Annotated in this window: 12 protein-coding genes; all 12 read right to left on the bottom strand. The window is 71.9% G+C overall.

Going from position 1 to position 13,754, the window contains the following annotated elements:
• Positions 1–45: 45 nt before the first annotated feature.
• The 12 genes from DEI92_RS01420 to DEI92_RS01365 all read right to left on the bottom strand — a co-directional run bounded on the left by DEI92_RS01420 (position 46) and on the right by DEI92_RS01365 (position 13,729).
• Entirely contained in the window at positions 46–630 is a 585-nt protein-coding gene (locus tag DEI92_RS01420) for a DUF1697 domain-containing protein (protein ID WP_111012090.1), read from the bottom strand.
• On the bottom strand, positions 627–3,134 hold the full coding sequence (locus DEI92_RS01415; RefSeq protein ID WP_111012089.1) for a glycoside hydrolase family 65 protein: 2,508 nt from the start codon (positions 3,132–3,134) through the stop codon (positions 627–629). The genes DEI92_RS01420 and DEI92_RS01415 overlap by 4 nt, the downstream gene beginning before the upstream one ends.
• On the bottom strand, positions 3,131–3,925 hold the full coding sequence (locus DEI92_RS01410) for an HAD family phosphatase (RefSeq protein ID WP_111012088.1): 795 nt from the start codon (positions 3,923–3,925) through the stop codon (positions 3,131–3,133). The genes DEI92_RS01415 and DEI92_RS01410 overlap by 4 nt, the downstream gene beginning before the upstream one ends.
• Before the next feature lie 88 nt (positions 3,926–4,013).
• Entirely contained in the window at positions 4,014–4,313 is a 300-nt protein-coding gene (locus DEI92_RS01405; protein WP_111012087.1) for a DUF6510 family protein, read from the bottom strand.
• Positions 4,310–5,143, bottom strand: a complete 834-nt coding sequence (locus DEI92_RS01400; protein ID WP_309147127.1) for an FAD-binding oxidoreductase — start codon at positions 5,141–5,143, stop codon at positions 4,310–4,312. Before DEI92_RS01400 ends, DEI92_RS01405 begins: the two co-directional genes overlap by 4 nt.
• Positions 5,140–5,733, bottom strand: coding sequence for a molybdopterin-dependent oxidoreductase (locus tag DEI92_RS01395; RefSeq protein ID WP_111012086.1), 594 nt, complete (start codon positions 5,731–5,733; stop codon positions 5,140–5,142). Before DEI92_RS01395 ends, DEI92_RS01400 begins: the two co-directional genes overlap by 4 nt.
• Before the next feature lie 258 nt (positions 5,734–5,991).
• Positions 5,992–6,663, bottom strand: a complete 672-nt coding sequence (locus tag DEI92_RS01390; protein ID WP_111012388.1) for a transglycosylase family protein — start codon at positions 6,661–6,663, stop codon at positions 5,992–5,994.
• Positions 6,664–7,097: 434 nt separating this feature from the next.
• Entirely contained in the window at positions 7,098–8,609 is a 1,512-nt protein-coding gene (gene araA, locus DEI92_RS01385) for an L-arabinose isomerase (RefSeq protein WP_111012085.1), read from the bottom strand.
• Positions 8,606–9,337: an L-ribulose-5-phosphate 4-epimerase gene (locus tag DEI92_RS01380; protein ID WP_111012084.1), complete on the bottom strand. Its 732-nt coding sequence runs from the start codon at positions 9,335–9,337 to the stop codon at positions 8,606–8,608. The genes araA and DEI92_RS01380 overlap by 4 nt, the downstream gene beginning before the upstream one ends.
• Positions 9,334–11,019 (bottom strand): xylulokinase, encoded by a 1,686-nt coding sequence (locus DEI92_RS01375; RefSeq protein WP_111012387.1) that lies wholly within the window; start codon positions 11,017–11,019, stop codon positions 9,334–9,336. The genes DEI92_RS01380 and DEI92_RS01375 overlap by 4 nt, the downstream gene beginning before the upstream one ends.
• Positions 11,020–11,125: 106 nt before the next feature.
• Entirely contained in the window at positions 11,126–12,139 is a 1,014-nt protein-coding gene (locus DEI92_RS01370) for a substrate-binding domain-containing protein (protein WP_258368731.1), read from the bottom strand.
• Between the two features lie 78 nt (positions 12,140–12,217).
• Positions 12,218–13,729: an alpha-N-arabinofuranosidase gene (locus tag DEI92_RS01365; protein WP_111012083.1), complete on the bottom strand. Its 1,512-nt coding sequence runs from the start codon at positions 13,727–13,729 to the stop codon at positions 12,218–12,220.
• Between the last annotated feature and the right edge of the window lie 25 nt (positions 13,730–13,754).

Raw genomic sequence — 13,754 nt, 5'->3', positions numbered from 1 at the left:
GGGGCGGTGTCCCCCGGCGCGTTTCCCTGGCGCATGGTGCCGCGGTCACGCCATGCGACGGAGCGTGTTCACGTTCCGCGTCGTCGTCATCGCGCGGAACCGCGACGTGGACGCACGCTTGGCGAACGGGGTGTCGGTGCTCGACCCCTTCGGGCACGCCCAGTAGACGACGCCGTCGCCGACGGCCACCCGGTCCGGCGGGTCCACCGGGTCGGCGACGAGGGCCTCGAGGGCGTCCTGGTCCGACGAGAACACGACGTACGCGTGCGTCGCCGCGTCGACCGGGAACGGGAACGCGTCGACGAGCGCCGCCAGTCGGTCCTGTCGCACGAGCACCACGGGCACCGGGCGGCCGAACCGGTCCTGGAGGCCCCGCTCGAGCCGGTCCCGGAGGGTCGCCTCCGCAGCGTCCTGCGCGAGCGCGTGCTCCGGTCCGGCGTCGGGCGCCGGGGCCGTGAACACCACGTTGCCGCTCGCGAGCACCGGTCGGACGTCGGTGCCGCCGATCCCCGCGACGACCGCGGTGAGTTCGGGGTTCCGGACGGTGACCCCGCCCACGTTCACGCCGCGGAGCAGGGCCACCCAGCGGGTGCCGACGTCCGCGTCGGCGGCGACCCGGCGTGCACTCACGACGGCTGCGCCTCCACCTCGTCACGCTCGAGCGAGATCGTCGGGATGGACGCGGTGATGACCGACCCGTCGGCGCGGAGCGTGCCCTGGATGTCGCTCGTCGTCGGCGCGTGCGCCTCGAGCCGCGGCCCCTGGTGCCCGAGCTCGACGACGAGCGGGTGGTCCGCCGAGACGAGGAACTCCTCGTTGTGCACCCACACCGTGACCTCGGTGCCGTGCTCGATCGTGAAGGTCATGCGATCCGGTTCGAGCTCGACGCGCATCCGGTTCCCCTGCACGGTGAGCCGGAAGGTCAGGCCGGGCCATGTCTTCGGGAGCCGCGGGTTGAACGTCAGTCGGCCGCCGTGGTCGCGCATGCCGCCGAAGCCGTTGACGAGGGCACCCCAGACGCCGCCCGTCGAGGCGACGTGGACGCCGTCGGACGTGTTGCCGTGCAGGTCGGCGAGGTCGACGAACAACGAGGTGAGGAAGTACTGCTCCGCGAGCTCGTGGTACCCGACCTCGGCCGCGATGATCGACTGGACGACCGCCGACAGCGTGGAGTCACCCGTGGTCAGTGCGTCGTAGTACTCGAAGTCGCGGCGCTTCTCGGCGGGCGTGAACTCGTGGCCCTGCAGGAACAGCGCGAGCACGACGTCCGCCTGCTTGAGCACCTGGAACCGGTAGATCACGAGCGGGTGGTAGTGGAGCAGGAGCGGGCGCTTCGACTCCGGCGTCTTCTCGAGGTCCCAGAGCTCCTTGTCGAGGAACTGGGCGTCCTGCGGGTGGATGCCCCGGTGCGGGTCGAACGGGATCTCCATGGCCTCGGCCGCCGCGGCCCAGCCCGCGATCTCCGACTCGTCCAGACCCGTACGACGGACCATGCGCGAGAACTCGACCGGGTCGTCGGCACGCAGTTCACGGCACGCGTTCACGGCGAACCACAGGTTCGCGCGGGCCATGACGTTCGTGTACATGTTGTCGTCGACGACGGTGGTGTACTCGTCCGGGCCCGTCACGCCGTCGATGTGGAACTTCCGGTCGCCGTTCCGCCGCCAGAAGCCGAGGTCCTCCCACAAGCGCGCGGTCTCGACGAGGATGTCGATCGCCCCACGCTTGAGGAACTCGCGGTCACCGCTCGCCCGGACGTACTGCATGAGCGCGTGGGCGATGTCGGCGTCGATGTGGTACTGCGCGGTGCCGGCCGCGTAGTACGCGCTCGACTCCTGACCGTTGATCGTCCGCCACGGGAACAGGGCGCCGCGCTGGTTCAGCTCGCGAGCGCGGTCACGGGCGGCGTCGAGCATGTTGTAGCGGAACCGCATGGCGTTCCGGGCGACGATCGGTGCCGTGTAGCTGAGGAACGGCAGCACGTAGACCTCGGTGTCCCAGAAGTAGTGGCCGCCGTACCCGGAGCCGCTCACGCCCTTCGCCGCGATGCCGTGGCCATCGGTGCGGGCGGTGGCCTGCGCGAGCTGGAACAGGTTCCACCGGACCGCCTGCTGCAGGCCGGGCTCGTGCGGGATCTCGACGTCGCTCCGGGCCCAGAAGTCGTCCATCCACGCCCGCTGGTGCGCGAACATGTCGTCCACGGAGGTCTCGGCCGCACGGTCGAGCGTCCGGTCGCAGCGATCGGCGAGCTCCCGGGCGGGGACCCCGCGCGACGTGTGGTACGTGATGGTCTTGACGAGGCGGATCGGCTGTCCGGCCTTGGCCGTGATCCGGTACACGTGCTTGGCGAGGTCGTCGTCGATCTGCGCGGTGTGGTCCCAGGTGTTGTCGGTCTCGAGCCGGTGCTCGGCCCCCACGCAGATGGTCATGCCCGAGCTCGACGTCTGGTAACCGAGCAGCGACCGCTCGCCCGTGTTCCGCCGGAAGCGCGGTTGCAGGACCCGGTTCGTGAACTGCTCCGCCTTGCGCGGGTCGAACATCGGCGCCGCGGTCTGCATCATCGCGTGGTACTCGTCGGGCACGTCCTGGCGGTTGAGGATCTGGCTCGACAGCAACACGGAGGCATCGTGGTCGAGCATCGTGACCTCGTAGTCGACGACCGCGAGGTGCCGGTCGGCGAACGACACGAGTCGGCGCGAGCGGATGAGCACGCGCTTGCCCGAGGGCGTGCTCCACTCGGTCTCACGGAGCAGGTAGCCGTCGCGGAACTCGAGCCGTCGCGTGTACCGGAGGATGTCGGCCTCGGCGAGGACCAGGGGTTCGTCGTCGACGTAGAGCCGGATCACCTTGGCGTCCGGGGCGTTGACGATCGTCTGTCCCACCTTCGCGAACCCGAAGGCCTCTTCGGCGTGACGGATCGGCCAGGTCTCGTGGAACCCGTTCACGTAGGTGCCGTACGAGAACCCGCCCCGGCCCTCGTCGAAGTTCCCCCGGAGGCCGAGGTACCCGTTGCCGACCGCGAACAGCGTCTCGGCGACGCCCTGCTCGTCGGGGGCGTACTCGGCCTCTTCCAGCGCCCACTCGTCGATCGGGTAGCGGGTGCGGTCGAGGGGATCCGCGGTGATCGGGTTCATGCGTCCTTCCCGGGAGCGTCCGTGGGGTGGGTGACGGTGCCCGGAGCCGGCAGGTCGTCGACGAGGTCGGCGAGGTCGGGCACGACGACGTCCGCGCCGTGCGCGCGGAGGGCGTCCGCGCCCGCACCGCGATCGACGCCGACGACGAGTCCGAAGGCCCCGGCGTGGCCGGCCTGGACCCCGGCGAGGGCGTCCTCGAACACGACGCACGACGCCGGCGTCAGTCCGAGGCGGTGCGCCGCGTCGACGAAGGTTTCGGGAGCCGGCTTGCCGGCCAGGTGGTCGGCGATCGCGACGGCGCCGTCCACCACGACGGGGAAGCGGTCGAGGATCCCCGCGGTGCGCAGGACCGACCGGGCGTTCGCGGAACTCGAGACGACCGCGACGAGGTACCCGGCAGCGATGGCGGCGTCGAGGAACCGCGCGGAGCCGGGGTACGGCAGGACGCCGTTCTCCTCGAGCTCGGCGTTGAACGCGGCGTTCTTCCGGTTGCCGAGACCGCAGACCGTGTCGGCGTCCGGGCCGTCGGACGGGTCGCCCTCGGGGACCTGGATCCCCCGCGCGACGAGCAGGGACCGGACGCCGTCGTAGCGCGGCTTGCCGTCGATGTACGCGTAGTAGTCCTGCTCGGTGTACGGGGCGACCCCGTGCTGCTCGAGGTACGGCGTGAACAGCCGTGACCATGCGCGCATGTGGACGTCCGCGGTGGGCGTCAGGACGCCGTCGAGGTCGAAGAGGAGCGCACGCTGCTCGGCGAGTCTGCCGGGCACGCGTGTGGACGGGGTGGTCATCGGGCGATCGACCTTCCGAGGGGTGTGGCGGGGTGGGGTGGGGTTCCTGCGACTGGCCAGTGTAGGAGTCCGACCAGGGCGTGTCCGCTCAGCCTCCGGGCCGGGTCCGTGCACGGCTGCCCAGGGGCACCGGTCGTGGGATGCCGATCGCGCTCACCCCGGGCATGGACAGCCAGGCCGTGGTGCCGTCGTCGACCACCGTGGCGAGGACGTCATCGCACTCGGGGCAGCGGAGGACCGTGCCCGCCGCATCGGCCAGGACGACCACCGTGGCGACGACCCCGACCGCCCCGCAGCCGGAGCATCGGACCCGTGCGGTGGTGGTGTCCGTGCCGAAGACGTCGGCCAGGACCCCGGCCGCCGCGTTGCCGTCGAGTCGGGTCGTCATGCGCTGCCTCCGAACCGCTCGGCTCGCACGCCCCGGGTGTCGTACCCGAGCTCGCCGAGCCACGTGATGACCTGTTCGACGAACGGCGTCGAGCCGCAGACGTAGATGCGCGGGTGGGCCGCCGCCGGCACGATCGCGGCACCGAGGCGGTCCCGCGTCAGGCGGCCGGGTGCGGTGTCGTCGCCCGGGGGCGTCCGTCGCGAGTACACCGTCGTCAGTGTGAAGGGAGCGTCCGCGTCGAGCGCCGCCCGCAGTTCGGGGCGGAAGAAGACGTCCTCCGGCGTGCGGACCGCGTACAGCAACCGGAAGGGCGTGGGGTCCCCGGCCTCCGCGTGCGCACGGACCATCGCGACGAGCGGGACGACGCCGGATCCGCCCGCGATGAGCTGGACCGGGCGCGGTTCCGGTTCCGTCGGTGGCCGCCAGACGAACCAGCCGCCGAGCGGTCCGTGCACCTCGAGTTCGTCGCCCACCATGACGTCGTCGACCAGGAAGGGCGAGACCTCGCCGTCGTCGACCCGGTCCACCGCGAGCTCGACCCGGCTGCTCGCCCCGTGCGAGGCGATCGAGTAGGACCGCGTCGCCTGGTAGCCGTCCTCGGCGGTGAGGCGCAGGTCGAGGTGCTGACCGGCCTCGTTCCCGGGCCAGCCCGCGACGTCGAGCACGATGCGCCGCGCCGTCGGGGTCTCGGACGCGACCGCGACGACACGCGCCACGTGCCACCCCGGGCGCGGGAGTGCGGACGCGGGACGGGAGGTCGGGTCCGCGGGCGCACCCGTCGTGGCCGACACCGTCTGCGCCGATGCGGTCGCTCCGACGTCGACGCTCACCAGTAGCGCTCTTCCTTCCACGGGTCCCCGTGCAGGTGGTAGCCCGCGTTCTCCCAGAAGCCCGGCTCGTCGTTCGCCTGCATCGTGATCCCGCGGACCCACTTGGCGCTCTTCCAGAAGTAGAGATGCGGCACGAGCAACCGCGCCGGACCGCCGTGTTCGGGCGACAGGGGCTCGCCCTCGGCCTCGAACGCGATCCACGCCTTGCCGTCGAGGACCTCGGCCAGGGGCAGGTTCGTCGTGTAGCCGCCGTAACTGTGGACCATGAGGTGGTCGAACGAGGTCTCGACGTCGGCGAAGACGGCGTCGAGCGGGACGCCCCGCCACCCCATGTCGAGCTTGGACCAGTGGGTCACGCAGTGGATGTCGGTCCGGATGTCCTCGATCCCGAGCGCCCGGACCGCGTCCCACGACCACTCGTGCACTGCGCCGGTCTCGGTACGGACGGAGAACTGCCACTCCTCGGGCTCGATGATCGGTGTGCCGCTCGCCGAGAGCACCGGCCAGTCGGCCACGGTGGTCTGTCCCGGTGGCAGCCGCGGGTCCACGTCACGCCGCCGCCCGCCGAACCCCCTGGTGAAGGTCGCCATGTCCCGTCCTCCTCGTGCTCCTGCGCACCCCGCGGCGCGTGCTCCGATGATGGCCGGGAAGCACGCCCGCCGACAAGGTGCCGAGCCGAGATGGTGGACAGCGTTCATGCACCGGCCGATGTGGAGGACGAGCCGGACAGGGCGTCGACACGGCGGTGTCCACGCCGAACGGAACGACGGACGGGACCCGGTCGCCCGGGTCCCGTCCGTCGTGTCCCGCTCGGTCCGCGCGTGGTGCGGACCGAGCGGCGCCTGCGATCAGGCCGGGAGCTGCAGGACCTGCCCCGGGTAGATCAGGTCGACGTCGGTCACGGTGCGCGTGTTCGCACCAGCGAGGCGCGTCCACCCGCCGCTCACGCCGAGCTTCGTGGCGATCGTGTTGAGCGTGTCGCCCGAGAGCACCGTGTACGTCTTGCCGCTCGTCGCCACGGACGGGATCGACGGTGCCGCGGGTGCGGACGGTGCCGCGACGGGCGCGCTCGAGGTCGCCGCGCTCGACGTCGCGGTGGACGAGGCGGCCGACGGCGCGGTGGAGGTGGTCGACGACGGAGCGGTCGAGGTGGTCGCCGCGGGAGCGGACGCGCCCTCGGTGCCGCTCAGACCGAGCCGGGACGAGCACGCCGGCCAGGCGCCCCAGCCCTGCGACGCGAGCACGCGGTTCGCGACCGCGATCTGTTCCGACTTGCTGGCGGACGCCGGGGTCCCGGTCCCGCCGTTGGCGGCCCAGGTGCTCTGGGAGAACTGGAGGCCGCCGGAGTAGCCGTTGCCGGTGTTGGTGGCCCAGTTGCCACTGCTCTCACACTGGGCGATCTGGTCCCAGGTCGACTCGGAGGCCGCGTTGGCGGGTGCCGCCAGGGCGACGCCCGTGACGGCGAGGCCGGCGAACGCGAGCCCGCTGACGAGCGAGCGGGTACGGATGGACTTCTTCATGGTGTGGTGCTTCCTCACGGGGCCGCGCACGCCGACGATCGTCGGACGACCGCTGCCCACCCCGGCCGATCTGCGGTCAGGTCGAGGGTTCCGTCGCGGGGCAGCTGTTCGCGCGCGTCCGGCCTCGTTGGTGCAACCGCCTGGGGGCGGCCACCGTCGTTCCCCACCCCCGGGACGACCTCGGCCACGATAGGTACCGCTCGACGCGGACTCAACCGGGAACGATCGGTCCACCCCTCGGTCGGGCGCGCAGCCTGAGCGGAACGACACCCCGGGATCGCCATGACCGCGCGGATCGGCGGCAATGGGCGCCGCGATCATCCGAATCACCTGGGAACCCCGCATCCGGGGGTCACGCCGACCCTGCCCAGAGTGCAGGACACGCCGTGTGCACTCGGGTGCACACGGCGTGTCCTGCGTTCTGAGCGGGAGGCTCAGAACCCCCGGTCGAGGCGGTGCCACACCTGCTGCACCTTGAGCTCCTGCCGGAACTCGCGGATCGTGGTGTGCTCGTCGATCACCACGAACTCGGTCCCGGCCATCGTCGCGAAGCGCTCCACGACGTCGAGCCCGACCGCGTTCGTCATGACGGTGTGGTGGGCGGCACCCGCGGCGAGCCAGGCCTCGGCGGCGACGGGGAACGACGGCCGGGGCTCCCAGACGGCGCGGCCGACGGGCAGGTGCGGCAGCGGCGCGTCGGGCTCGACGACGTCGACGACGTTGGCCGTCAGGCGGAAGCCGTCGCGGACGTCGGACATCGCGACGACGACGGCCTCACCCGGGTCGGCCGTGAACACGAGGCGCACGGGGTCGTCCTTGCCGCCGATGCCGAGCGGGTGGATCTCGAGCGTGGGGCGTGCGGCCGTCAACGTCGGCGAGACCTCGAGCATGTGCGCGCCGAGGATCTTCTCGCGACCCGGCGTGAGCTCGTACGTGTAGTCCTCCATGAGCGAGGCGCCGCCGGGGAGCCCGGCCCCGGCGACGTTCATCGCGCGGACGAGCACGGCGGTCTTCCAGTCGCCCTCGGCACCGAACCCGTAGCCGTCGGCCATGAGCCGCTGCACCGCGAGGCCCGGCAGCTGCTTGAGCGCGCCGAGGTCCTCGAAGTTCGTCGTGAACGCACCGAACCCACCGGCCTCGAGGAACGAGCGGAGCCCGAGCTCGATCGCGGCACCGTCACGGAGGGACTGGTGGCGCTCGCCACCGCGACGGAGCTCGGCGACGACCTCGTACTCCTCCTCGTACGAGGCCACGAGGGCGTCGACGTCGGTGTCGTCGACGTCGGCGACCGCGTCGGCGAGCTCGTTGACGGCCCAGGTGTTCACCTGGACGCCGAGCGCGATCTCGGCCTCGGTCTTGTCACCCTCGGTGACGGCGACGTACCGCATGTTGTCGCCGAAGCGCGCGAGCTTGAGCGACCGGACAGCGGCCCAGGCGGCGGCCGCACGGGCCCACGCCGAGACCTCGGCCACGACGCGCGGATCCGACACGTGGCCGATCGTCGTGGCGTGCGCGACCCCCATGCGGGCCAGCGCGTAGCCGAACTCGCGGTCGCCGTGCGCGGCCTGGTTGAGGTTCATGAAGTCGAAGTCGATCTCGCCCCAGGGCAGCTCGACGTTCGCCTGTGTGTGCAGGTGCAGCAACGGCTTCGTGAGCGCACCGAGCCCGCCGATCCACATCTTCGCCGGGCTGAACGTGTGCATCCACGTCGCGACCCCGATGACGCGGTCGTCCGCGCTCGCCTCGATGAGGGCGCGGCGGATCGAGTCCGGGTCGGTGAGCACCGGCTTCCACACGAGCTCGACGGGCACCTGCGCCGCGAGCTGCGCGTGCACCGCCTGCGACTGCTCCGCGACCTGGCGGAGGGTCTCCTCGCCGTAGAGCCCCTGGCTCCCCGTCAGGAACCAGATCTGGTATCCGTCGAGTCCGCTGTCGATCTGCGTCATTGCATCGCTCCCTTGGGTTCCTGTCCGTAGACGTTCTGGTACCGGTCGAACAACCGGTCGATGTCGGCGGGGTCGATCGGCAGCGGGTCGCCGAGCTGCCGGCTGATGTGCACGGTGCGGGCGACGTCCTCGGCCATCACGGCCGCCTTGACCGCGTCGCGGCCGTCCTTGCCGATGGTGAACACCCCGTGGTTCTGCATGAGCACGGCGCGCGAGCGGTGCCCCTCGAGCGTCGCGACGATGCCGCGGCCGATCGAGTCGTCACCGATGATCGCGAACGGACCGATCGGGATGGGTCCGCCGAACTCGTCCGCCATCGCGGTGATGACGCACGGGATCTCCTCGCCCCGCGCGGCCCACGCGGTGGCGTAGGTCGAGTGGGTGTGCACGACGCCGCCGACGCTCGGCATCTGGCGGTACACGTAGGCGTGCGCGGCGGTGTCGCTCGACGGACCGTGCTCGTTGCCCCAACCGTCGGCGGGCACGCCGTCGAGGGTGCAGACGATCTGGTTCTCGGGACGGAGCTCGTCGTACGTCAGGCCGGACGGCTTGATGACGAACAGGTCGGCGCCGGGCACGCGCTCCGACACGTTGCCGCCCGTCCAGACGACGAGTCCGTTCCGGGTCAGCTCGCTGTGCAGGGCGGCGACCTTCTCGCGGGTCGCCTGCACGGCGGCACGGACGTCGTCGGACACGGCGTCGCCGGACACGGGAGTGTCCTCGGTCATGGGGTTGCTCCTTCGTTCGGGGTGTCGCCGTTCGCGACGGCGTCGCCGGCGGCGTCGCCGTCACTCGTGCCGGCCGGTGTGGCCGCGACCGCGACCGGCTGCAGGGCCAGGCCGGCCCGGTACCGCTCGAGGAACGTGGCGAAGCCCGCGACGTCCTCGGCCGCCGGCTGCACGACGTCGACCGTGTCGCCATCGAAGACCTCGGTGGCCAGGTACTCGGCCAGGGACCGCTCGTCGGCGGCCTCGAGGTACGCGGCCAGGACCGCCATGCCCCACGGACCGCCCTCACCGGCGGTCGCCCCGACGGCGATCGGCACCCGCAACGCGGCGGCCAGCAACTGCTGGGCCGGCCCGCGCGTCCGGAACAGGCCCCCGTGGGCGAGCAGCTGGTCGACCGCGACTCCCTCGCCCGCCAGGACGTCCATGCCGATGCGCAGGGTCGCGAACGCCGCGTCCACCTCGGCCCGGATGAGGTTGCCGAGCGTGAACCGACCCGCGGGACTGCGGACGAGGAGCGGTCGCCCCTCCTCGACGCCCGTCACCGGCTCGCCGGACAGGTAGTTCGAGGACAGCAGGCCACCGGCGTCGGGGTCCGCGTCCAGGGCCTCCGCGAGCAGCGCCGCGTACACCCGGTCCGGCTCGACCGGCGACCCGGTGACCTCGGCGAAGCGGCCGAACACCCGCGCCCAGGCGGCGAGCTCGCTCGCGCCGTTGTTGCAGTGCACCATCGCGACGGCGTCACCGGACGGCGTCGTCACGACGTCGAGCTCGTGGTGCGCGGCGGTGAGGGGTTCCTCGAGCACGACCATGGCGAAGATGCTCGTGCCGACGCTCACGTTCCCGGTGCGCGGCGCGACCGCGTTCGTGGCCACCATGCCGGTACCCGCGTCCCCCTCGGGCGGGCAGAGCGGGATGCCGTCCTGCAGCGAGTCGGTCGGGTCCAGCAGTCGTGCGCCGTCCGCGGTCAGGTGCCCCGCCTCCCGTCCGGCGGGGAGCACCTCGGGGAGCACGGCCGCGAGGTCGAGGTGCGCGGCCCGCTGTCCGACGCGCTCCTGGACCGTGGCGAGCATGCCGGCGTCGTAGGTGCCGGTGGCGGGGTCGATCGGGAACACGCCCGACGCGTCCCCCACGCCGAGCACCCGACGCCCCGTGAGCTTCCAGTGCACGTACCCGGCGAGCGTCGTCAGCGACGCGATGTCGGCGACGTGCGGTTCGTCGTCGAGGACCGCCTGGTACAGGTGCGCGACGGACCAACGGAGCGGGATGTTGAACTGGAGCGCCTCGGTCAGCTCGGCGGACGCCGCGCCGGTCGAGGTGTTGCGCCAGGTCCGGAACGGGACGAGCAGTTCGTCGTCCGCGTCGAACGCCAGGTAGCCGTGCATCATCGCGGACACGCCGATGGCCCGGAAGCGCGTGGGGCGCACCCCGAACCGGTCCTGGACGTCGGACACGAGGTCCGCGTAGCAGGCCTGGAGGCCCGACCAGACGGCGTCGAGCGGGTACGTCCACCGGCCGTCGACGAACTCGTTCTCCCACTCGTGGCTGCCCGATGCGATCGGCAGCAGGTCGGCGCCGACGAGGGTCGCCTTGATGCGGGTGGAGCCGAGCTCGATCCCGAGGGTCGCGCGACCCTCGCTGACGTCGTCGGCGTGGCGCTGGCGCGCCTGGTCGTCATCGGGCATGGGCGACTCCTTCGTCATGGTGTGATCGTGCCATGTGAGCGCTCACTTCGGCAAGGCCGGGAGGCACGGATCGGGTGGGTGGGCCGGTCACGACCGGCGGTGCGGGCTACGTCGAGGTGCGCACGACGAGCTCCGGCTCGACCGTCCGGTCGGTCACGGCACCACCGGTGAGCACGACGAGGACGGCCTCGAGCACACGTTCGCCGAGCGATGCGAAGTCCTGCCGCACGGTGGTGAGCGGCGGGGTGAAGTGCGCCGCCTCGGGGATGTCGTCGAAGCCGACGAGGGCGACGTCCTCGGGCACGCGGACACCCCGGTCGGCGAACGCGTGGAGCACGCCGAGCGCCATCTGGTCGTTCCCGCAGAACACGGCGTCGACCGTGTCCCGGTCGAGCGCGAGCCCGGCGTCGTACCCGCTCTCGGGCGTCCAGTCACCCGCCAGCACGAGCGGTTCGAACCCGGCCTCGCGGACGAGTCGCTCGTACGTGTCGCGGCGGACCACGGCCTCCTGCGAGACCTCCGGGCCTGTGAGGTGCGCGATCCGGCGCCGCCCCCGGTCGAGCAGGTGCCGCACGGCGAGTTCCGCGCCGGCAGCCTGGTCGATCGCGACCGCGGTCCACCCCGCGACCTGGCCGGCGCGACCGTTCGCGATGACGACGGGGACCGGCGGGGCCACCGGGAGCGCGGCGAGGGCGTCGGTCGCGGTGGAGTCCGCGGCGACGAGGACGATCGCGGCGACGTCCTGCGCCAGGAGGGTCTCGACGGCGTCGCGCATCGACTCCGGTTCCGCCCGGTCGAGCGTCGCGGTGAGCACGTGGTACCCGGCACGACGGGCCGCCTGGTTGAACGCGAGCGCGGTGCTCGTGGGACCGTGCAGGGCCCCGCCCGTGGACACGACACCGAGGGCGCGGCTCGTCCGGCTCGCGAGGGCCCGGGCGGCGGCACGGGGTCGGTACCCGAGCTCGGCGATCGCCGCGGTCACGCGCTCGCGCAACGGCGCCCGCACCGTCGCGTCGCCGTTGATGACGCGGGACACCGTCTGGTGGGAGACCCCGGCGCGCTCGGCGACGTCGAAGATCGTCGGCGAGCGCGTCACGCTCCGCTCCGGGGTTGCTGTCACGTCTGCACCGTACCGTTCCGGCATCGGCGACCGAGCCCTGGCCGGGTGCGGGACCGACCCGCACCCCGCCAGGTCGGCTCAGCCGATGGTCACCGCCGTCCACGACGTCGCCGGCAGCTCGATCGTGAGCGTGCCGTCCTCGAACGTCGCGGTGTCGTTCGTCCGCAGGCCGACGCGCTCGGTGTCCTCGAGCGTGTTCTTGGCGTAGACGTCGTCGTCCCAGATGCCCTGGGCGCTGACCGAGCCGGTCGCACTCGCGCCGAGCCGGCCGAGGTCGAGCGTGACGGTCGTCGCCGCGTCGGTGCTCCGGTTGATGAGGAACACCGACGTGCGCTCACCGTCGGTCGTCGCAGCGGCGTCCACCACGGGGACGGCACCGTAGACCGGGGTGTCGATCGTGTCGCCGTCGATCGCGACCTTGAGCGCCTGGCCCTGGGCGAGCTGCGACGTGAGCGAGAACGGGAAGAACGTCGTCTGCCGCCAGGCCGGGCCGTTCGGCTCGGTCATGATCGGGGCGATGACGTTGACGAGCTGCGCGAGGCTGGCCGAGGCGACCCGGTCGGCGTGGTTGAGCAGCGTGATCATGAGGCCGCCGAAGGCGACCGCGTCGGCGACCGAGTAGATGTCCTCGAGCTGCCGCGGGGCGATCGGCCACTCGTCGATCGTGTACGTCTTCTGCTGCGCCTCCCAGTCGGTGATGTACCAGACGTTCCACTCGTCGAACGAGATCTCGATCGTCTTGTCCGACTTCCGGGCGGCCTTGACGTGGTCCGCGGTCTCGACGACCGAGCGGATGAACTGGTCCATGTCGATGCCGGACGAGAGGAAGCTGACGAGGTCGCCGTCCTTCTCCTCGTAGTAGGCGTGGCAGGAGATGTAGTCGACGTCGTCGTACGTCTGCTCGAGGACCTCGCGCTCCCAGGCGCCGAACGTGGGCATGCCACGGCCCGAGGACCCGCACGCGACGAGGTCGATGTCGGGGTCGATCTGGCGCATCGCCTTGGCGGTGCGCGAAGCGAGCTTGCCGTAGTCGACGGCGTTGCGGTGGCCGAGCTGCCACGGGCCGTCCATCTCGTTGCCGAGGCACCACATGCGGACGTCGAAGGGCCGTTCCCGCCCGTTCGCCTTGCGCTCCTCGGAGCGCGTGGTGCCACCGGGGACGTTCGTGTACTCGAGGAGCTCGATGGCCTCCTTCGTGCCGCGCGTGCCGAGGTTCACCGCGAGCATGAGGTCGCTGCCGACCTGGTCGAGCCAGTGCGAGAACTCGTGCAGCCCGACCTGGTTCGTCTCGGTGGCGTGCCACGCGAGGTCGAGGCGGCGGGGACGCTGGTCGACCGGGCCGACGCCGTCCTCCCAGTTGTAGCCCGACACGAAGTTGCCGCCGGGGTACCGGATCGTCGTGACCCCGAGCTCCTTGACGAGCTCGATGACGTCCTGCCGGAAGCCCTGCTCGTCGGCGGTGGGGTGGTTCGGCTCGTGGATGCCGTCGTAGACGTGGCGGCCGAGGTGCTCGACGAACCCGCCGAACAGGCGACGCCGGACCGGGCCGATGGTGAACGCAGGGTCGAGGGAGAGGTGGACGCGCGGCATTGCGGTGTTCCTTCGTTCGCGGTTA

Origin of the sequence: Curtobacterium sp. MCBD17_034 (assembly GCF_003234515.1) — a bacterium.
Classification (GTDB): domain Bacteria; phylum Actinomycetota; class Actinomycetes; order Actinomycetales; family Microbacteriaceae; genus Curtobacterium.
Note: the sequence above shows the minus strand (reverse complement) of the source record. Positions and strands in the feature narration are given on the sequence as shown.